Source organism: Mesorhizobium sp. M1066, assembly GCF_040318635.1.
Taxonomy (GTDB): Bacteria; Pseudomonadota; Alphaproteobacteria; order Rhizobiales; family Rhizobiaceae; genus Mesorhizobium.
In genome coordinates this window covers 61,882-81,853 of record NZ_JAMYMR010000028.1, presented here as the reverse complement: position 1 = coordinate 81,853, position 19,972 = coordinate 61,882, and the positions used below count along the sequence as shown (strand labels likewise).

19 protein-coding genes are annotated in these 19,972 nt (G+C 64.3%); 7 read left to right on the top strand and 12 right to left on the bottom strand.

Going from position 1 to position 19,972, the window contains the following annotated elements; translation table 11 throughout:
* Window positions 1-141: 141 nt before the first annotated feature.
* The 6 genes from NKH52_RS26380 to leuD all read right to left on the bottom strand — a co-directional run bounded on the left by NKH52_RS26380 (window position 142) and on the right by leuD (window position 4,781).
* Entirely contained in the window at window positions 142-627 is a 486-nt protein-coding gene (locus tag NKH52_RS26380; RefSeq protein WP_352736880.1) for a GNAT family N-acetyltransferase, read from the bottom strand.
* Window positions 628-631: 4 nt separating this feature from the next.
* Complete coding sequence (gene leuB, locus NKH52_RS26375; protein ID WP_352736878.1) at window positions 632-1,735, bottom strand: 3-isopropylmalate dehydrogenase; 1,104 nt, start codon at window positions 1,733-1,735, stop codon at window positions 632-634.
* A gap of 345 nt (window positions 1,736-2,080) precedes the next feature.
* The gene (locus NKH52_RS26370) at window positions 2,081-2,431 is read right to left on the bottom strand and encodes a VOC family protein (protein ID WP_127297861.1); all 351 of its coding nucleotides are present in this window, start codon (window positions 2,429-2,431) and stop codon (window positions 2,081-2,083) included.
* Window positions 2,432-2,444: 13 nt separating this feature from the next.
* On the bottom strand, window positions 2,445-2,828 hold the full coding sequence (locus NKH52_RS26365; RefSeq protein WP_127297860.1) for a RidA family protein: 384 nt from the start codon (window positions 2,826-2,828) through the stop codon (window positions 2,445-2,447).
* A gap of 333 nt (window positions 2,829-3,161) precedes the next feature.
* Complete coding sequence (locus NKH52_RS26360) at window positions 3,162-4,091, bottom strand: Ivy family c-type lysozyme inhibitor (RefSeq protein ID WP_352736597.1); 930 nt, start codon at window positions 4,089-4,091, stop codon at window positions 3,162-3,164.
* 84 nt (window positions 4,092-4,175) lie between these two features.
* Window positions 4,176-4,781, bottom strand: a complete 606-nt coding sequence (gene leuD, locus NKH52_RS26355; protein ID WP_023810900.1) for a 3-isopropylmalate dehydratase small subunit — start codon at window positions 4,779-4,781, stop codon at window positions 4,176-4,178.
* A gap of 125 nt (window positions 4,782-4,906) precedes the next feature.
* On the opposite strand from leuD, the gene NKH52_RS26350 reads away from it, so the two are divergent.
* Entirely contained in the window at window positions 4,907-5,332 is a 426-nt protein-coding gene (locus NKH52_RS26350) for a GNAT family N-acetyltransferase (RefSeq protein WP_352736595.1), read from the top strand.
* A gap of 65 nt (window positions 5,333-5,397) precedes the next feature.
* Window positions 5,398-6,129, top strand: coding sequence for a DUF72 domain-containing protein (locus NKH52_RS26345; protein WP_352736593.1), 732 nt, complete (start codon window positions 5,398-5,400; stop codon window positions 6,127-6,129).
* 12 nt (window positions 6,130-6,141) lie between these two features.
* Here NKH52_RS26345 and NKH52_RS26340 read toward each other — a convergent pair whose 3' ends face one another.
* The 4 genes from NKH52_RS26340 to NKH52_RS26325 are packed head-to-tail and all read right to left on the bottom strand — an operon-like array spanning window position 6,142 to window position 11,161.
* Window positions 6,142-7,308 carry an NAD(P)/FAD-dependent oxidoreductase gene (locus tag NKH52_RS26340; RefSeq protein WP_352736591.1) on the bottom strand — a complete coding sequence of 389 codons (1,167 nt, stop codon included), beginning with the start codon at window positions 7,306-7,308 and terminating at the stop codon, window positions 6,142-6,144.
* Window positions 7,309-7,337: 29 nt separating this feature from the next.
* The gene (locus NKH52_RS26335) at window positions 7,338-8,936 is read right to left on the bottom strand and encodes a sensor histidine kinase (RefSeq protein WP_352736589.1); all 1,599 of its coding nucleotides are present in this window, start codon (window positions 8,934-8,936) and stop codon (window positions 7,338-7,340) included.
* On the bottom strand, window positions 8,927-9,619 hold the full coding sequence (locus NKH52_RS26330; protein ID WP_127297878.1) for a response regulator transcription factor: 693 nt from the start codon (window positions 9,617-9,619) through the stop codon (window positions 8,927-8,929). Before NKH52_RS26330 ends, NKH52_RS26335 begins: the two co-directional genes overlap by 10 nt.
* A gap of 3 nt (window positions 9,620-9,622) precedes the next feature.
* On the bottom strand, window positions 9,623-11,161 hold the full coding sequence (locus NKH52_RS26325) for a DUF4153 domain-containing protein (RefSeq protein WP_352736587.1): 1,539 nt from the start codon (window positions 11,159-11,161) through the stop codon (window positions 9,623-9,625).
* 617 nt (window positions 11,162-11,778) lie between these two features.
* Between NKH52_RS26325 and NKH52_RS26320 the strand changes: the two genes are divergently transcribed.
* Window positions 11,779-12,657, top strand: a complete 879-nt coding sequence (locus NKH52_RS26320; RefSeq protein ID WP_352736585.1) for an HpcH/HpaI aldolase/citrate lyase family protein — start codon at window positions 11,779-11,781, stop codon at window positions 12,655-12,657.
* A 51-nt stretch (window positions 12,658-12,708) separates the two neighbouring features.
* Window positions 12,709-12,915 (top strand): DUF1737 domain-containing protein, encoded by a 207-nt coding sequence (locus NKH52_RS26315; RefSeq protein WP_127261267.1) that lies wholly within the window; start codon window positions 12,709-12,711, stop codon window positions 12,913-12,915.
* A gap of 22 nt (window positions 12,916-12,937) precedes the next feature.
* On the opposite strand, the gene NKH52_RS26310 is transcribed toward NKH52_RS26315, so the two are convergent.
* Both NKH52_RS26310 and NKH52_RS26305 read right to left on the bottom strand, forming a co-directional pair.
* Window positions 12,938-13,219: a helix-turn-helix domain-containing protein gene (locus NKH52_RS26310; protein WP_352736583.1), complete on the bottom strand. Its 282-nt coding sequence runs from the start codon at window positions 13,217-13,219 to the stop codon at window positions 12,938-12,940.
* A 249-nt stretch (window positions 13,220-13,468) separates the two neighbouring features.
* A complete protein-coding gene (locus NKH52_RS26305) occupies window positions 13,469-13,891 on the bottom strand; it encodes a metallopeptidase family protein (RefSeq protein ID WP_023763026.1) in 423 nt (140 codons plus the stop codon).
* Between the two features lie 182 nt (window positions 13,892-14,073).
* On the opposite strand from NKH52_RS26305, the gene NKH52_RS26300 reads away from it, so the two are divergent.
* The 3 genes from NKH52_RS26300 to NKH52_RS26290 are packed head-to-tail and all read left to right on the top strand — an operon-like array spanning window position 14,074 to window position 19,878.
* Window positions 14,074-15,111: an ImuA family protein gene (locus NKH52_RS26300; protein WP_352736581.1), complete on the top strand. Its 1,038-nt coding sequence runs from the start codon at window positions 14,074-14,076 to the stop codon at window positions 15,109-15,111.
* Entirely contained in the window at window positions 15,053-16,528 is a 1,476-nt protein-coding gene (locus NKH52_RS26295; protein ID WP_352736579.1) for a DUF6504 family protein, read from the top strand. Before NKH52_RS26300 ends, NKH52_RS26295 begins: the two co-directional genes overlap by 59 nt.
* On the top strand, window positions 16,525-19,878 hold the full coding sequence (locus NKH52_RS26290; protein WP_352736577.1) for an error-prone DNA polymerase: 3,354 nt from the start codon (window positions 16,525-16,527) through the stop codon (window positions 19,876-19,878). The genes NKH52_RS26295 and NKH52_RS26290 overlap by 4 nt, the downstream gene beginning before the upstream one ends.
* The last annotated feature ends 94 nt before the right edge of the window (window positions 19,879-19,972 follow it).

Sequence of the window (19,972 nt, the reverse complement as noted above, 5' to 3'; positions counted from 1 at the left end):
ACCCTGCTCAACTGACGCAACAACCCGTTCGCGAAGATCCATCGAATAAGGCTTGCCCATCCATGCTGACCTCCTTGCCCAGCATAAAGGTTGAATCAGATTTGCACGCCTAAGGGAATCCCAAGCCGATTCAGTCTCATTTCATCCCGCTCTAGCCGCCTTCAGCGCATCGCCCGAAAGCCTGAGAAAGACCTTCTGGCCGTGGCGTTCGGCGCCAAGCCGGCCGTAAAAACGCAGCGCGCCTTCGTTCCAGTCCTCGGTGGTCAGGTCGATCCGACCGATGCCTTCGCGCAGGCAATGATCGGCGAGAAAGCGGATCAGAGCCCGGCCGATGCCGGCGTTGCGGATGTTGTCCCGCACGAACAAATCCTTGAGGATCAGCAGCCGCTCAAGATCGATGCCGGGATGCGCGATCGCCACCGACGCCAGGCCGCTGACCTCGCCCTCGATGAAGGCGAGCGCGAAATGCGGATAGGCCGGGCTTTCCTCGCCAAGCCATTTTCGTGCGGCAGACACGGCCCGGCCGGCATCGAGAGGTGGCTGTCGGTAGTGAACCGCCATCTCGCACAATATGGCCGCGAGCGCCGTCGCGTCCTCGATCGTCGCCCAGCGGACGTCCACCGTCACGATATCAGCCCAGGAATTTGGCGATGATCGCGTCGCCCATCTGAACCGTACCGACCTCGGTCATGCCATCGGACATGATGTCTTTCGTCCGCAGGCCCGCGTCGAGCACGGCGGCGATCGCGCCTTCGACGCGGTCGGCTTCATCGACCATGCCGAAGGAATAGCGCAGGCACATGGCGAAGGAAGCGATCATGGCGATCGGGTTGGCGATGCCCTTGCCGGCAATGTCGGGCGCCGAGCCGTGCACCGGTTCGTAGAGCGCCTTGCGCTTCTTGGTCTTCACATCAGGCGCGCCGAGCGAGGCCGACGGCAGCATGCCGATCGAGCCGGTCAGCATGGCGGCGATGTCGGACAGCATGTCGCCGAACAGATTGTCGGTGACAATGACGTCGAACTGTTTTGGCCAGCGCACCAGCTGCATGCCGCCGGCATCGGCCAGCATGTGGTCGAGCTTGACGTCGGAATAGCGTGCCTTGTGGGTCTGGGTGACGACCTCGTTCCACAACACGCCCGACTTCATCACATTGCGCTTTTCCATCGAGGTGACCTGGTTCTTCCGGGTTCGCGCCAGCTCGAAAGCGACGCCGGAAATGCGCTCGATCTCGAACGTGTCGTAGACCTGCGTGTCGATGCCGCGCTTCTGGCCGTTGCCGAGATCGATGATCTGCTTGGGTTCGCCGAAATAGACGCCGCCGGTCAGCTCACGCACGATGAGGATGTCGAGACCCTCGACCACCTCCTGCTTGAGCGAGGAGGACGCCGCCAGTGCCGGATAGCAGATGGCCGGGCGAAGATTGGCAAACAGCTCCATGTCCTTGCGCAGGCGCAGCAGGCCCGCTTCAGGGCGTACCTCATAAGGCACCGCATCCCATTTCGGACCGCCGACGGCGCCAAACAGCACCGCGTCGGCCGCCATCGCCTTTTCCATGTCGGCATCGGAGATCGCCGCGCCATGCGCGTCATAGGCGCAGCCGCCGACCAGCCCCTCATCGGTGGCAAAACCGCTGCCGAGCTTGTCGTTCATGACCGCGATCAGTTTCTTGACCTCGGCCATGGCCTCGGGACCGATGCCGTCACCGGGGAGCAGGAAAAGATGCTTCGTTGCCATGGAGAAACCGTCCTGGAAAGAATTTGAACCGCGGCCTTGCTAAACGCCAAGCCGGTTGTGCGCAAGGGGACGAGAAGCGCTGCGACGCAAACAGGCGCGGCTGTTTGGCGCTATGCTGCACCCCGCTGGCCTGCCCGCCTTCTCCGGACCTGGGTTCCTCGCCCCTGCCAAAGGCGGGGGAGAGGTGGCCCCGAAGCGGCCGGAGAGGGGGCTTTCGTAGGGCACTGGCTTAGCACGCGCGCAATCGCTCGCCTGGATACGGCAGCGCCATTCCCCCTCTCCGTCTCGGCTTCGCCGAGCCACCTCTCCCCCACTTCGTGGGGGCGAGGAACCCAGGCTAAACCTTCACCGATGCGAGAGAATGTTGACCAGCCTGCCGAACGGATCGCGGACATAGAAGCGCCGCACGCCCCAGGGCTCGTCGGCCGGTCCGTATTCGATGGCGAAGCCGGCGGTCTTTATGGCATCGAGCGCTGCATCGACATCGTCGACCTCGATCGACAGATCCGGCACCGGCGTGCCGGAACCGCCTTGCGCCATGAAGCTGATTTGGACATCCATTTTTGCTTGCGAGCCGTAGGTTGTGATCCAGCCGAGGTCCATGAGCATGTCGAGGCCGAGCGCGTCCTGGTAGAAGCGCTTCGCCGCCGCGATGTCGGATGTCTCGATATTGGCAACGATGCGCCGGACTTTCATCGTCGGTCGCCTTTCAAGCCGTGCGCCGCAGCGCCGTCACCTCGATCTCGATCTTCATTTCCGGTTTGTTGAGCTGGCAGACGATCATCGTCGCCGCCGGCCTGATATCGCCGAACGTCCCGCCCAGAATCGGGAAGACGATGTCCACGAAGGCCTGGTCGGTGATGTAGTAATGCGCCCGCACCACGTCAGCCATGTCGAAACCGCCATCCTGCAGCGCCTTGGCAATCGTCGCCAGGCAATTGCGCGTCTGCGCCTCCACCGTCTCCGGCATCGTCATGGTCGCATAGTCGTAACCGGTCGTTCCGGAGACGAAACACCAGTCGCCCTGCACCACGGCGCGCGAATAGCCGGCGGTCTTTTCGAAGGGGGAGCCGGTGGAGATCAGTTTTCGCATGGGTGTCCTCGCAAGATTGTGGTGGTCATTTTGCAGGGAAAGGGCAGGGCAGGCCATGGGCCAACATGGATGGATTGGCGGTGCAAACCGTCGATGCCGGCGGGACAGCACCCCCCTCTGGCCTGCCGGCCATCTCCCCCGCAGGAGGGAGATCGGATGTCACGAATGGTTTCGCCAACGACCAACGTTGCAGAGATGGGCGGAGCGCCGAAGCTGCCAATCTCCCCCCTTGCGGGGGAGATGCCCGGCAGGGCAGAGGGGGGGTGTGAAGGATCGCGGCGGACAATTCCTTTCCGCAGCACGACGACGATGCAGCTGCCGTCGCGCAAGTACTTAATTCGCCGACCCCAGCGCCTTGTCCAGTGCCGCCTTCACATCGGCCGGCCATGTCGCCACATCAGGCCACGCCTGCGGCTTGCCATTGTCGCCGCGGCGCGCAAAATAGAGCCTGTGCTTGGCCGGGTCGACCGCCATGAAGCCGTCATTGCCACCGCAATCATGCGGCACGCAGCCGCTGGCGTAGAAGGCGCCCGAAGCGGTCTTTTCCGTGCCGCCGCCGACCAGCAGGCTGGTCGCCATATCGGGCATGTCCTTGCCGAGCAGCTTTTCGGCTTCCTTGTAGACGGCCTCGTTGTGGAAAGCGTCGATGATGTTCTGGTACTTTTCCGGATCGATGTCTTTCCAGTCCGTGCCGGGTTCGGGCATGTAGGTCAGATTGCCCGAAATCGTCAGCCCATCGGTCGGCGACCATTGCAAAGCCGGTTTCTCATCCCCCGGCAACAGATACGGCACGAAATAGATGGCATTGTCGGACACCGCCGAGGGCGGGGCGCCGCACTGGTCCTGCTCGACCATTGTGCTCTGGATCGTGCCGCCTTCCGGTTTCCAGACGATCACCGTCGCCGGCCCGCATTGGTTGCCGCCGTCGCCGACATCGAACAGCGCCACCTTGACGCCGCCGACTTCCACGATTCTGTCAAAGAAGACGTCATAGTTCGTGGCCAGCTGCTGGCCGTCATAGGCAAGCACCTTCTCGCCATACTGTTCCTTCTGGGTGATGGTCAGCGTGCCGCCTTCGAAAGGGACGGGCGCCTGCTTGTCGTCATCGGCAGCGTCGGCGGCGTTCGTCCCCTGATCGGCGGACGGCTGGTCCGTCGCCGGAGCCGGCTGGGTGGCGGGTGCCTGTGTCTGCGCAAACGCGCTCACGGTTTGCCCCAGCAACAAGGCCAGCCCGCAAACGCCGGCAAGAAGCAAACGTGTCATGACTGTCCCTCCACTCAGTCGCAACGAACCCGGCGCAACGAAGGCCTGAAAAGCGGCCGGGCCTCCGCCTGGAGTGTGTACCGCTCAGGCCCAGGGGCGCTGTTCGGCGTTTCGCTTCTCGAACGAGGCGATGGCGCCGGCCTTCTCCATGGTCAGGCCGATGTCGTCGAGCCCGTTGAGCAGGCAGTGCCGCTTGAAGTCGTCGAGGTCGAAGGTGACCACGCCGCCATCCGGCCCACGGATTTCCTTGGCTTCGAGGTCGACCGACACCGTGGCATTGGAGCCGCGCGAGGCGTCGTCCATCAGCTTCTCGAGATCCTCGGGGCTGACGGTGATCGGCAGGATGCCGTTCTTGAAGCAGTTGTTGTAGAAAATGTCGGCGAACGAGGTCGAGATGACGCAGCGAATGCCGAAGTCGAGCAGCGCCCATGGTGCGTGCTCGCGGCTGGAACCGCAGCCGAAATTATCGCCGGCGACCAGGATCTGCGCCTTGCGGTATGCCGGCTTGTTGAGCACGAAATCCGGGTTTTCCGAGCCATCGTCCTTGTAGCGCATTTCGGCGAACAGGCCGGTGCCGAGCCCCGTGCGCTTGATCGTCTTGAGGTAGTCCTTCGGGATGATCATGTCGGTGTCGACATTGACGATCGGCATCGGAGCGGCGACGCCGGTGAGCTTGGTGAACTTTTCCATGGCTTTTGCCCGTATCTCGTTGCGGGAGGATTGCTGACGCCGGTTTACACAAAGCCGGCGGCAAATAAAAGGCAACTGTTCGTGCATGGTGGCACAAGCCAGCCCGATGGTGCAGTCTGGCGGCCATGGCAGAAAACGCACACGTCCTCTATAACAGCGAAGCCGCGCTCGACATCGCCGAATTCCGGCGCGTGCTGGTCGAATCCGGCCTCGGCGAGACACGGCCGGTCGATGATGAAGCACGGCTGCGGGCGATGCTGTCGGGCGCCAATCTGGTGCTGACCGCGCGTCTCGACGTCGAAGGCAAGCCGCTGGTCGGCGTGATCAGAGGCATCACCGACTTCTCCTGGGTCTGCTACATCTCCGAACTCGCCGTTTCCCGATCGGCGCAAGGGCTCGGCATCGGCATGGGCCTGATGGACGAGGCGCGCCGGCAGCTTGGACCGTCGGTCGCCATCAGCCTGATCTCCATGCCCGACGCCGTCGGCTTCTACGAACGTATCGGCATGAAGCACATGGCCGACGCCTTCTGGTTCGACCGCAAGGGCTGAGGCCAGCCCACGTGCCGATGACCGCAGTGTCTTGATCTGCGTTCCGCTTGATCCACATCGCAAGGATGGAAAAGCGGAGATGCTTCGTTGGCACGGCCGGTTGGGGAATTCCGACACGATACAAGGATGATTTCCCACAACCCGGCTCGCATCTCGAGCGTTACGCCCAGCGCCTGCCGATCGTCGAGATCGACACCTCGTTCTACAAGCCGCACCGCCGCGAGACCTATGAGCGCTGGGCGGGTTCCGTCCCTGGGCATTTCCGCTTCGCCGTCAAGACACCGAAGGCGATGACGCACGAGCTTCGTCTCGCCGACTGCGAGATGGTCGCCGAGGCCTTTCTCCAGCAGGTCGGAGGCCTCGGCGAAAAACTGAGCGTGCTTTTGGTGCAGCTTCCGCCGAGCCTGCCGTTCGAGCCGGACGTCGCCGGCGAGTTCTTCGACATGCTGAGGTTGCGAACCCAGGCAAGGCTGGTCTGCGAGCCGCGCCACCCAAATTGGTTCGATGCGAAGGCCGATGCGCTTCTGGCCTCTCGCCAGGTTGCGCGTGTCGCCGCCGACCCGGCTCCGATCCCTGCAGCGGCGGTGCCGGGCGGCTGGCCCGGCCTTGCCTATTTCCGCTGGCACGGCGCGCCGCGCGTCTACTATTCGGACTACGATGCTGAAACGCTCGACGGGATCGCTCGGCAGGCGAATGCGGCGGCCGCTTCGGGCGCGGAGGCCTGGTGCGTTTTCGACAACACGGCGGCAGGGCACGGACTTGGCAATGCTCTCGAGGTTGATGCGATGATCATCTAGACGCGGGCCAGCTCAAATCACATTCAATTCCCGGAACGCCCTTCCCTCCGGCACCCGCTCATACCCAAACGCCGAGCAATCCACCGTGCGGTAGCCGCCATGGACGATCAGCTCGGCCAGCGCTTTGCCCACCGCCGGCGCCTGCTGCAGGCCGTGGCCGGAGAATCCGTTGGCGAAGATGAAATTGCCGACTTCGGGATGCGGACCGATCACCGCGTTCTGGTCGAGCGTGTTGTAGTCGTAGTGGCCGGCCCAGGCGCGGGTCGGCTTGATCGCCTCGAAGGCGGGAATGCGGGTCGCCAGCACCGGCCAGATCACCTCTTCGAACAGCGGCCAGTTTACCTCGAAGTCGCCGGGATCGGGTGCGCGGTCGCCTTCCTCCGGTTCGGCGCCGCCGGTGAGATAGACCGAGCCTTCCGGACGGACATAGATGCCGGAGGGATCGACCAGCAGCGGCATGTCGGCATATTTCTCGCGCGCCTCGAAGACGAAGACATTGCGCTTGCGCGGCTCGACCGGCAGCTCAAGCCCGGCCATGGCAGCCACCTTGCCGGCGTTCGGGCCGGCGGCGTTGACGACGATGCCGGCCTTCAGCGTCTCGCCATTGCCGAGGCTCACTCCCGTGACGCGGTTGCCATCGCGCGCGATGGCGGTGACATCGGCGGCGATGAAATCGACTTTCTTCTGCCGCAGCGCCTTTCGGAACAGCGTCAGCATCGCATGCGCGTCGAACCAGCCTTCGCCGGTGCGGCCATAGGCGCCGGCTGAAATGCCCTCGGTCGACAGCCACGGGAACCGGCGCGTAAGCTGGTCGGCATCCTCGAGCACGATGTCGGCGCCCTCCGCGATCTGCGCCTCGTGATTGCTCTTGAGGATCGGCAAGCCGTCCTCGCCTGCAAGGATGAGGTAGCCGCCCTCGCGAAAGCCGATATCGGCATCATCCCCGAACTCTTCCTTCAGCCGCCGAAACAATTTCAGCGTGAACTGCGACAGGCGGATGTTTTCCGGGATCGAGAATTGCTGGCGGATCGAGGCCATGGACAGCGTCGTTGCCGCATGCGCGAATTGCGGGTCGCGCTCGACCAGCGCGATCGAGCCGGAAAATCCTTGCTCACGCAGGTAATAGGCGACCGAGGAGCCGACGATGGCTCCACCGATGATGACGATGTCGTAGCGCATGTTCTCTCCGATCCGGCCGATGGTGTCCTTCACGCCACCGGCAGAATGATCTCGAAGCGCGTGCCGCGTTCGCTGTCAACCAGCGCGATCATACCATCATGCGCTTTCAGGAGGGCCAGCACGATGCCAAGGCCCATGCCGGTGCCGCCCTGCTCGCGCCGCGTGGTGAAGAACGGCTCGAAAATGTGCGCCCGGTTGCTGGGCGAAATGCCGGCGCCGTCGTCGCTGACCAGGATGCTCGCCTTGCCGCCGGCGCTCGTAGCCGAGACAGAAACCGCCGTCGCGCCGTGCCTGGCCGAATTGTCGATGAGATTGGCCAGCACGATAGCCGCGTTCTCGGCCGATATGCGCAAGCCGATCTCGCTGCCGGCGACGCTAACCGCCAGCCTGTTGTCGACGGGAAGCAGTGCCAGCGCCGCACCGATCGATGTGCTTTCGCCGCTCGGCGCCAGGTTTTCGGCACGCGCCAGGTCGAGCAGACGGCGAACCAGCAGATTGAGCCGCCCGGCGTCGGTGACGATATTGTCGGAAAAGCGCCGCCGCTCCGTATCGTCCATCGCGCCACCGGAATCGCGCAGCAATTCGGCCGCGCCCTGGATCGCCGTCAGCGGCGATTTGAGCTCGTGCGAGACATGGGTGGCGAAGGTCTGGATGCTGTCGGACCGCGCCTGAAGCTTCTCGGCCATGTCGAGGAAGGCGGCGGACAGCTCCGCCATCTCTCGCGTGCCATGATGGTCGAGCGGCCGGATCGCCGCGCGGTCGCCGGCAGCGATGCGCTCGGTTCGGTCGATCAGCGCATAGATCGGCCGGCTGACGGTGCGCAGGAAGATGAGACCGATGAGCAGCGTGCCGCCGAGAATGGCAATCGCCGCCAACGTCACCTTGCCGCGTTCGCCATAGAGATGCTTGATGATGTTGTTGGGCGTCCGCGACACATAGACGACGCCGGCGACCTGGCCATCGACGGCGACCGGCAGGGCGACGAAGACACGCACCTTGGTGCCGCGGCTGACCGAATAGAGCGGTGGCGTCGGCTGGTCGGGAATGCGCAGCCTGAGCGCGCTGGCATAGTGGCCGGCAAGCGCTGCGCGCACCTCTTCGGCCGCACCGAGCGACTGGCCGACCTCGCCCCGTCCGGCGATGACGACGCCCCGGGGGTCGAGCAGCCGGAAGCCGGCCAGCGTGGTTTTCTGCGTGGCGTCGAGAATACCGGACAGACGGGTACCGATCGCGGCAAAGGTGGGATCGACGATCGCAGGCATCGCCGCCGGCCGGGTCGGCAGCACATAATCCGAGGCAAGATCGAGTTGCGGCTCGATTGGCCTGTAGAGCGGGTCCGGATTGATGCTTCGGCTTGAAGCTCCGCTTGGCCTCGGCATCGGCGCGCCGAGCTTGTCCGCCGCAATACCGGCGTCACGCACATCCTGCGCATAGATGGCGGCGATGGCCGCCCCTTGCGCGATCAGCTCCGCTTCGGTCTGGCGGATCAGCTGGTTTTCGTAGAGACGGAAGAAGAACAAGCCGACCAATGGCAGGGCCATCACCATGATCAGGATGGCGACGACGACCGTGGCAAGCCGTGGCCGCCATTTGCGGCCGACCCATTTGCTCGAGGCCGTCAGCCGCATCGGCCGAGCCGGAAGCCGACGCCATGCACCGTCTCGATTACATCCAGGCAACCCACTGCTGCCAGCTTGGCGCGGATGTTGCGGATATGGCTGTCGACGGTGCGGCCGGCGACATGGATGTTTGCGGCATAGGCGCTGGCCATCACTGCGTCGCGGTCGAGCACATGCGCGGGCCGCGTCAGGAACCCTGTCAAAATCGAGAATTCGATCCCCGTCAGGGCAAGCGCCTTGCCGTCGAAGCTGGCAGCGTGACTGGCCGGCGCCAGAGCCAGTTTGCCATGCGAAAACTGCCTGTTGTCGACCGGTTCGGGCGCCGCCGGGCGGGCGCGCCGCAGGATGACGTTGACGCGGGCGACCAGCTCGCGCGGGCTGAATGGTTTCGTTACATAGTCGTCGCCGCCCATTTCGAGCCCGAGGATGCGGTCGATCTCCTCGTCGCGCGCGGACAGGAACAGCACCGGCACATCGGATGTGTGCCGCAGCCGCCGGCAGACCTCCAGCCCGTCCATCTCCGGCATGCCGATGTCGAGCACGACAAGATCCGGCGCCCGGCGTCCGATCGCTTGCAGGGCGGCGGCACCGTCGGCCACCCCTGTCGTTTTCATGCCGGCCTTTTCCAGCGCAAAGCAGATCACTTCGCGGATGTGCGGGTCATCGTCGGCGACGAGGATGTGATGCGGCATGGATCAGCGGCCCGGCATGGAAGGTTCGATAGCGGAGGGAATCACGAACGGCCCCTTGGTGTCGAGATATCGAAGCAGCCGCCAGTCGCGAAAGCTCCAGGCCCGCCAGTTCTGCTGGATAGTTCGATACCAGATTTCGTCGCTGCCGCGCACGCCAGCCAGTTCGCGGACAGTGCCGGCGGCCGCCGTCTTGCCCTGCTGCTCGAGGAACCGATCGAGTGGGGGAAACGCGCCCGGACCGAGCGAGTGAAGATACCAGGCGTCTAGGGGAATGCCCTGGCCGGTCATTTCGAGGGAATGGTCGACATTGTAGTTGGCGATCGTCGCTGCAAAATTGATGAAACAGCCGGCATAAAGCGTCAGAGATAACGTCAGAAGATTGGCGGACAGCAGCCATTCGTTGGATTTTCCCAGTGCTATGCGGGCGATAATCAGGGCAAGCCCCGATGCGACCAGCCCCATCCAGACAAAGGCGGCGACGCGCCAGTAGGTCAATGCATAGATGCCGACATAGAGGTGGAGCCGCAGGATCGACGAAATGACCAGCATGATGTTCTGCGCCACCCAGGCATAGACCAGCCGGCGGATGAGCGGATCGGCCGATGTCTCGCTGCCCGGTCGCAGCGCCGCCAGCACGAAGCCGGCGGCAAGCAGCGCGGTGACGATCAGGGGATAGGCGCCACGATGCGCGTAGGCCGCGTAGCTCAGCCCGTCGGGAAGGGCCGCCCCGCCCCACAGATAGGTGGCGTCGAGCGCCGTCTGCAGCGCAAACAGGACGTTGAAGATGACCAGGGCGCGCAGGATGGCGGCCTTGCCGAACAGGATGTCTTCGATGGTGGTGCCGGTTTTGTCGGCTTGAGCGCTGACGGCCGGCGCCGCGTGCGGGCTGCGACGAACCAGGCGCGGCAGGCGCGGCCGCAGAAAAGCCCAGACAGCAGCTAGCACGAACAGCCAGAAGGCAATCCGCGCCAGCTGGATAAGATCGAGCAGCCTCACGAGGTCGATCAGCGACAGCCAGTAGTCGATCACCGGGTTGGCGGCGCCGAACAGCGCCAGGAAGACCGCGCCCAGCGTCAGCGGCATCACCCAGACAGCGATCGCCGCCAGCCGGATGCGCCGTCGGCCGAACCGGCGCGCCGTCTTGCGCCAGCGGATGAAATCATTGGCGAAGCGGAACGGCGCCGCCAGCCCGAACAGCGCGATCTGGCCGGCAATACGCGCGATGCTGTGCCGCAGCCGCCCGCTCAGCGAAAGCGCAAAAACGGTCAGCGCCGCCAGCGCGATCGAAACCGACAGGGTGCTGACGTTTTCAGCCAGCGGCAGCAGCGCGACAAGCAAGGCGATGGGCTTGAGCCAGACCCGACCGTCGCTGAAAGCCGCCGGATGCACGGCGACAACCGCGGCGGCAATCAGCAGGGCGAACAGGAAAACCGTGATCCCGGCGGGCTGGCCGTAGAACAGGAAATCCGCAAGTGCTGCCAGCAGGATGGCAACACCGAAGCGGCTGCAATAGCCTGGCGCGGCGGTGAAGAAGGATATCATGACCTGGCCTTCCTGATGGCGTCCGGCCGGATTGCCGGCGGGGTTCTGCGGACAAAGGGAATGAGGATCGCCGTGGCGTTCGCGCGCGTCGGATCGGCCAGCCACCAGCCTTCGCTGCGCAGCCGGTGAGGCAGACGGGGTTTTGCTCTCTTTTGCATGCCGCTTTGTTTGTCAGACAAGCGGGGAAAGGGTGGGGCGGATGCGAGGAGGTTTTCCGCAAGGCTGTGCAGTTTTCGTGCAGGACCTGCGCCTGAGTGGGCTGTCCGCCGTCCTTTCCGGGCGTTGGCGCTGCCCCCGCCAGGCTCCTTCCTCTCCCTCCGGAGGGGGGAGAGGTGGCTCGGCGAAGCCGAGACGGAGTGGGGGAACCACCTGGCGACCGCCGTGAACGGACACTAGGAAGGCGCAAGCATCGCATCGCCTTGCGCCTAAGGGTCGACCCCCACTCCGTCGAGCTTCGCTCGACACCTCTCCCCCGATCGACGGGGGAGAGGAAGGGCCTCTTCCGCAACTGCTGCAGAGGACGGATAGGCAAGGGGCAGCACCAGCTTTCGCGATGGCTCGCCTCAGGTACAAGTCGGGCGCTTGCCTCATCCGCCCGCACGCGGCATAGATCAGGCATGACAGATACCTACCGCCCGCGCCGCTCGGTGCTTTACATCCCGGCCTCCAACGACAAGGCCTTGGCCAAGATCGCGCAGCTTTCCTGCGACACTGTCATCATCGACCTGGAGGATGCCGTCGCCCCGGCCGACAAGATCACTGCCCGCGAAAAACTGGCCGGGATTTTCGCTGGCCATCCCGACCGCCGCTGCGAGATGATCGTCCGCATCAATGCGATATCAAGCGAATGGGGCGCCGACGACCTGCTGGCTGCCGCAAGCTGCGAACCCGACGGCATCCTTCTACCCAAGGTCGACACGCCGCGCGACCTGCTCGAGGCCGGCGATGTGCTCGACGACAATTTTGCTCCCGACAGCGTGAAATTATGGGCGATGATCGAGACGCCCAAGGCGCTGCTCAACATCGGCGCCAACGCCGAGCTTGGCCGTGATCCGGCCTCTCGGCTAAATTGTTTCGTTGCCGGAACGAATGATCTGGTCAAGGAGACCGGCATTCTGGCAACGCCTGATCGACGCTACCTCGTGCCATGGCTGATGCAGATGGTGCTGGCCGCGCGCGCCGGCGGCATCGATATACTCGACGGCGTCTCGAACGATTTTCGCGACCTCGAAGCCTTCGCTCATGAATGCACCGAGGCGGCCGCCATGGGGTTCGACGGCAAAAGTCTTATCCACCCGGCCCAGATCGAGGCGGCGAATCGCGCCTTCGCACCGTCCAAGGAAGCAGTAGCCGAGGCGCGCCTGGTCAAGGATGCTTTCGCGCTGCCGGAAAATGCCGGTAAGGGCGTGATCGCGCTGAACGGCAGGATGGTCGAGCGGCTGCACCTGGCGCAGGCCGAAAAACTGCTGGCGAAGGCAGCCGCCATCGGGTCATAAATGCTCGATGGATGTAAGCGGGCTATGGCTATTCACGACAGGAATTGAACAATGAAACTCTACCGCTTTCTGTCCGCTCCGGACGATGCCAGTTTCTGCCACAAGGTGACGGCGGCGCTGAACAAAGGCTGGCACCTGTTCGGCTCGCCGACCTATGCCTACGACAAGAAAGCCAAGACGATGCGCTGCGGCCAGGCGGTGGTGAAGGATATCGACGGTCAGGAATACGGGCCCGACACCAAGCTCAGCGACTGGTAGAGGACAGCGCCTTGCATGCGGATTAGGCAGCCTCGGCAATATCAAGGCGCACTGTAAGTCCCGCCTGTGTGGCAAGGTTGATCAACGTGTCCAGGCTGAAATTCGCGATCCTGCCCCGCAAGAGGTCGCTAAGGCGCGGCGGCGTGATTCCGAGCCGCTCGGCTGCTTCGGCCTGGGTAATTTTCCAGCTCCGCACCCGCTGTTCAATCGCGATCAGCAAATTGGAGCGCATGGTCATGTTGGCGGTCTCGGCCGGAGTATCTTCCAGCGCGTCCCACACGTTTTCAAAGCTCTGACGTTCCATCGTCACGCCTCCCTTCGTCATCCTAGGGCGCAGCAGTCGCAAAGCGACTGCGGAGACCCTAGGATCCATGCCGTGACCTTCGCCGAGGGGCATACCAGATCAGGATTAGGGCCTGTTTTCACCGAAACCGATGTTAAGCTTTCAGTACGGCACCGCCAGAGCCCTGTACCAACATCACGGCATGGATCCTAGGGTCTGCGCTGCTTCGCTCCGCTCCTTGCTCCGCCCTAGGATGACGAAGGTGTGGGGCTACTCCGCCGCCTCTTCGATCTTCTCCATATCATCGTCCGACAGGCCGAAATGGTGGCCGATCTCGTGGATCAGCACGTGGGTGACGATGTCGCCCAGCGTCTCCTCGTTCTCGGACCAGTAGTCGAGGATGGCGCGGCGGTAGAGCGTGATGCGGTTTGGGCCTTCGCCGGTCTGCGGATTCCAGCGCTCGGCGATGCCGCGTCCCTCGAACAGACCGAGCAGGTCGAACGGCGTTTCTAGCGACAGATCGTCCATGATCTCGTCGGTCGGGAATTCGGCGATCTGGATAACGATCTCGCCGGTCAGCTTGCGAAAATCCTCCGGCAGATGGGCGTACGCCTCCAGCGCCAGGAACTCCATTTCGTCCATCGAGGGCGAGAGTTCGTCGTGCCAGGTGCGGGTCTTGTAGATGCGGGCCATGCTTTGTCCTTTGATCCCGGCATATAGGCTTTCGCACCGTAATCGGCAAATGACACGGGCCGATGCGCCTGCGCCATCCATGCCGAGAGGAATAAATTCCCCATGAGTCTGCTTGACTCTTGGGATGGGCTCTGGAATCTTAGGGAACATAACAGGAACAATGTGAGTGGAAGCTGACCGTCATGGCGATGACCGCCGTGGCGCGGGAGACTGTTTTTGCCCTGCGCCGCCAGATCGCGAAAATCGAGGGAACGCTGCCCGAGCGCTTGGCTGCGCCGGCCGCCGCGCCCTTTGATGCCGACGTCAACACCGATCTCACAATCGTCCGGCGTGGCATTGCCGCGGCGTTGCCGGATGCGTTCCTGCCTATTGGCGTCGAGCGCCTCGACGCCGCCCTGAGCGGCGGCCTGCCGAAGGCCGCCCTGAGCGAAATCCATGGCACGCAAACCCGCGATGCCGGGGCCGTCGCCGGCTTCGCTTTGTCGCTCACAAGCCTGATCCTCAAGCAGACGCCGGGGCTGCCGGTGCTGTGGATCGGCACATCGGAGATCTTTCGCGAGGCCGGCTTTCCCTATGCCAGGGGGCTTCACGCCTCGTTCGGCATCGAGCCGGAGCAATTGCTGTTTTCCGAGGCACCGAGACTTGTCGATGCGCTGTGGGTCGCCGAGGAGGCGGCCCGGATGACGGCGCTCGCCGCGGTCATCCTCGAAATTCGCGGCAATCCGCAGCGGCTTGACCTGACCGCGACACGCCGGCTGCATGCAAGGGCGCAAGCGGCCGGCCGCCCGGTGTTCCTGCTGCGGCAGGCGGCCGAGCCCGAACCGACGGCGGCACCCGTCCGCCTCATCGTCACGTCGGCACCGGCGGTGCCGCGCGACACCATCGCCGGGCCGCTGGCCGGCTCGATCGGCCGCCCGGCCTTCACCCTCACCATCGGCAAGAGCCGCACGGCCCTGCCTGGACAATTCACACTGGAGTGGAATCCCGATGAATGCGCATTCGACGAAAGAGCGGGCGACGAAGGAGCAGGTGGGGAAAGAAACCGGCCAAAGAATCCTGTCCCTGTGGTTTCCCTATCTGGCGGCGGAAAGGGTCCTGCGCCAGCGTCTGGGGCGGTCCTGGCGTTCCCGGCCGTCGGATCACCCATCTCACCCGCCGCTCGTGATCAGCCATCGCGACCGCAACGCACAGCGCATCTCGGCCCTCGACGAGCGGGCTGAGGCGCTGCACCTGAAGCGCGACATGGGCATTGCCGATGCGCGCGCCATGCATCCGTCGATCGACATCGTCGAGGCCGATCCGGAAGCCGACCGCCGCCTGCTCGAAGGCCTTGCCGACTGGTGCGACCGCTACACCCCGCTGGTGGCGCTGGACGCAACAGACGGCCTGTTTCTCGACGTCACCGGCTGCACCCATCTGTTCGGCGGCGAGCGCGCCATGCTGGACGACATCCTGTCGCGCTTCTTCCACCAGGGTTTCGACGTCCGCGCCGGGCTTGCCGCGACACCGGGGGCGGCCTGGGCGGCGGCACGCTTTGCCGGCGACCGCATCGTCGATGGCGGCGAGGAGGAAGCGCTGCTTGCACCCCTGCCGCTGGCCGCACTGCGCATCGAGCCGGCAACCCGCGCCAGCCTGGAAAGCGTCGGCCTGCGCACGGCGGGCGCCGTCATGGCGGCGCCGCGCGCGCCGCTCGCCCGCCGCTTTGGCGCCTTGCTGCTCCTGCGCCTCGACCAGGCGCTTGGCCGTCTCGACGAAGCGGTGTCGCCGCGCCTTCCCGTCGCGCCGCTTTCGGTCGAACGCCATCTCGCCGAACCCGTCACCCTGACCGAGGACATCGAACGGCTGGTGGGCATGCTGGCGGCGACCTTGAAAACCGATCTCGAGCGCCGCGGCGAGGGTGCCAGGACACTGGCGCTGCTGCTCTTTCGGGTCGACGGCGCCGTCAGCCGCATCGCGCTCGGCACCTCGCGGCCGATGCGCGAACCCATGCTGATCCAGAAACTGTTCCATGAGCGGCTGGCCGCGCTCGAACAGGATATCGATGCCGGTTATGGCTTCGATCTGGTGCGGCTTTCGGTGCTGGCGGCAGCCACCTTCGACATGCAGCAGGCCGATCTGACTGGCGAAACGGCCGACGACGGTGCCGACATCGCGCTGTTCGCCGACCGCATCCGCGCCCGGCTCGGCGAGGGCGCGGTTCTCCGGCCGGTCGCGGTCGAAAGCCATCTGCCGGAGCGTGCCGTCGCCACGATCCCCTTCACCGAAGCGCCACGCCGGACCACGCCGCCGCCAAAGCCCGGCAGGCTGCAGGCACCAAAAACCATATTTCCGCCGGAACGGCCGATCCGGCTGTTCCGCTCGCCCGAACCCATCGATGTGCCGGCCACTGAAATGCCGGAAGGACCACCGCTGAACTTCCGCTGGCGGCGCGCGCTCTACCGGGTCACGCGCGCCGAAGGGCCGGAACGCATCGCCGCCGAATGGTGGCGCGAGGCAGCGAGCGATCCGATCACGTCAACCCGCGACTATTTCCGTATCGAGGACGCCGATGGTCGCCGCTATTGGCTTTACCGGCAAGGTCTTTACGGCAACACGCAGGTGCCGCCGCGCTGGTTCATGCATGGTGTCTTCGCATGAACGCGCTGACCGTCATTCCCTTTGCCGAGTTCGGCATCCAGTCGAATTTCTCCTTCCTGCGCGGCGCCTCCAAGCCGGAGGAGCTGGTGGTCGCGGCCAAGCTCCTGGGCTTCTCGGCGATCGGGCTTGCCGACCGCAACACGGTGGCCGGCGTGGTGCGCGCCTGGCAGCAGGCCAAGGTCGAAAAACTCTCCTATCATCCCGGCTGCCGGCTGGTTTTTGGCGACGGCACGCCGGACATCCTCGCCTATCCCCAGGACCGCAAGGGCTGGGGGCATCTGTGCCGCATGCTCACCCAGGCCAATCTGCGCGACGAGAACGAAAAGGGCGCCACCCTTCTCCAGCGCAGCGACCTGCTCGAATGGGGGGATCTGATGTCGCTGGCAGTCCTGCCCGATCTGTCGGCGGGGGCGCAGGACGGTCTCGCCTTGCTTCGGCTGCTCAAGGATCGTTTCGGCAGAAATCTCCGTCTGGCCGTTTCGCCCGACTACGCCGGCAATGACCGTTTCCGCATCGAGCAGGCCGCGGCTCTTGCCGAGAGCGTCGGTATTCCGCTGATGGCGACCAACGACGTTCTCTATCACACCGCCGAACGGCGCCCGCTGCAGGACGTGCTGACCGCGATCCGCCTCAACACCCCCGTCGCCGAGGTCGGGCTGCAACTCACCGCCAATGCCGAGCGCCATCTGAAGCCACCGATGGAGATGGCGCGCCTGTTCCGCAGGCATCCGCAAGCATTGGCCGAGACCTTGCGGTTTGCGGAAGAATTGACCTTTTCGTTGAGCGACCTTCAGTACAATTATCCGGATGAGCCGACGGAATCGGGTCTTGGCCCACAGGCTGAACTGGAGCGGCTGGCTCGGGAGGGAGCGGCCAACCGCTATCCGGCGGGTGTGCCGGATTCGGTGATCAAGCGCATCCAGGAAGAGCTCACTCTCATCGAGCGCCTCAACTACGCCCGCTATTTCCTCACCGTCTACGACATCATCAAATTCGCCCGTGGCCAGGGCATTCTCTGCCAGGGACGTGGTTCGGCCGCCAATTCGATCATCTGCTTCTGCATCGGCATCACCGAAGTCGGACCCGACAAGATCGATACGCTCTTCGAGCGCTTCATTTCCGAGGAGAGGAACGAGCCGCCGGATATCGACGTCGACTTCGAGCATGAGCGACGCGAAGAGGTGATGCAGTACATCTATACGAAATACAGCTCCAAGCGCACGGCACTGGCTGCCGCCGTCATCAGCTATCGCGGCCGGTCGGCGCTGCGCGAAGTGTCGAAGGCAATGGGCCTGTCCGAGGATATCAGGACGTCCCTTTCCGGCTCGATCTGGGGCTGGTCGACCTCGGAGCTCGGCGAGAAGGAAGCCCGCGCCGGCGGCCTCGACCGCACCGATCCAGTGTCTCGGCATGTGATGGAACGCGCCAACGAGATCATGGGGTTTCCCCGCCATTTGTCGCAGCATGTCGGCGGCTTCGTCATCACCAGGGACCGGCTCGATGAGATCGTGCCCATCGTCAAGACGGCGATGGACCAGCGCAAGATGGTGGAGTGGGACAAGGATGATCTCGACGCAGTGAAGATCCTGAAAGTGGACGTGCTGGCGCTCGGCATGCTGACCTGCCTGCAACGCGCCTTCACCTTGCTCACTGAGCATTATCCAAAGGCGAGGGACCCGTATGGGCAGCCCTATGTGCTGGCCACCCTGCCGCCGGAGGACAAGCAGGTCTACAAGATGATCTGCCGCGCCGACACGCTCGGCGTCTTCCAGATCGAATCGCGCGCCCAGATGTCAATGCTGCCGCGCCTTGAGCCGAAAACCTTTTATGACCTTGTCATCGAGGTGGCGATCGTGCGGCCGGGCCCGATCCAGGGCGACATGGTCCACCCCTATCTGCGCCGCCGGCAAGGCAAGGAGCAGGCCGAGTATCAAAAGCCGGAGCTGGAGGCGATCCTCAGCAAGACGCTTGGTGTGCCGCTGTTCCAGGAACAGGCGATGAAGATCGCCATCGTTGCTGGCGGCTTCAAGCCGGGCGAGGCCGATGAACTGCGCCGTGCCATGGCCACCTTCAAGCGCACCGGCACCATCGGCAATTATCGTCGCCGCATGATCGAAGGCATGGTCGACAAAGGCTACACGAAGGACTTCGCCGAGCGCTGTTTCAAGCAGATCGAGGGCTTTGGCGAATATGGCTTTCCCGAAAGCCATGCCGCTTCCTTCGCCCTGCTCGTCTACGCCTCCTGCTGGTTCAAGACCTTCTATCCCGACGTGTTCTGCGCCGCGATCCTGAATTCACAGCCGATGGGGTTTTACCAGCCGGCCCAGCTCGTGCGCGACGCAAGCGACCATGGCGTCGACATCCGCGACATCGACGTCAATTTCTCGGTCTGGGACTGCACGCTGGAGAAAGCGCCTTTCGATCCGACCCGTATCCTCCCGCGCCATGCCGAGATGCGCGGCGTCATCGAGACGAAGCATGCCGTCCGACTCGGCTTCCGCCAGATCAAGGGCCTGTCGAAGGAGCGCATGGCGGCCTTCGTCGAACAGCGCGGCTCAGGCTACGGATCCGTCCGGGATGTCTGGCTGCGCTCCGGCCTCGATGTCGGCGAGATCGAGCGGCTGGCGCAGGCCGATGCCTTCCGCTCGCTTGGTCTTGATCGTCGCGAAGCGTTGTGGGCGGTGCGCGCGCTCGACGGCAAGAGCGCCGCCGAAAGGCTGCCGCTGTTCGACCAGCCGGCGCTTCGCCTGCGCGAGCTGGAGCCCGAGACGAAGCTGCCGAAAATGCCGCTCGGCGAGCATGTCATCCATGATTACCGCGCGCTCGGCCTGTCGCTGAAGGCGCATCCGGTCGCCTTCCTGCGCGAGCGGCTCGACCGCGCCGGCGTCATTCCCAATGCGAACCTGCCTTCCGTGCGTGACGGCAGGCGCGTCTCCGTCGCCGGCCTCGTGCTGGTGCGGCAGCGTCCCGGCAAGGGCAACGCGATCTTCCTGACACTGGAGGACGACAAGGCGGTGGCCAACGTCATCTTCTGGCAAAGAACCTTCGACCGTTACCGGCCCATCGTCATGGGCGCCCGGTTCGTCAAGGTCACCGGAAAATTGCAGTCGGAATCGGGCGTGGTCCACATCGTCGCCGAGAGGATCGAGGATCTGACGCCCTGGCTGACCGTACTTCTGGAGAAGGTCAGCGAGGCCGCACCAGCGGTTGTCGGTTCTCCGGAGCGTGCTGCCAGGGGTCCGGATCGCTCCGGCCAAGCCGCGACAGGGAACAGGCCGATCCGTCAGGATCTCGCAACGCTGTCGGAAGAAGCGGAAAGGGTCATGCCCAAGGGGCGGAATTTTCAGTAGTGTCAAAAACTTCGATGGCAGCGGGACAGCACCCCCCTCTGGCCGGTAGGCCAGAGGGGGGTGCTGTCCCGCCCACCTCGCCAGCCTGTGGTGC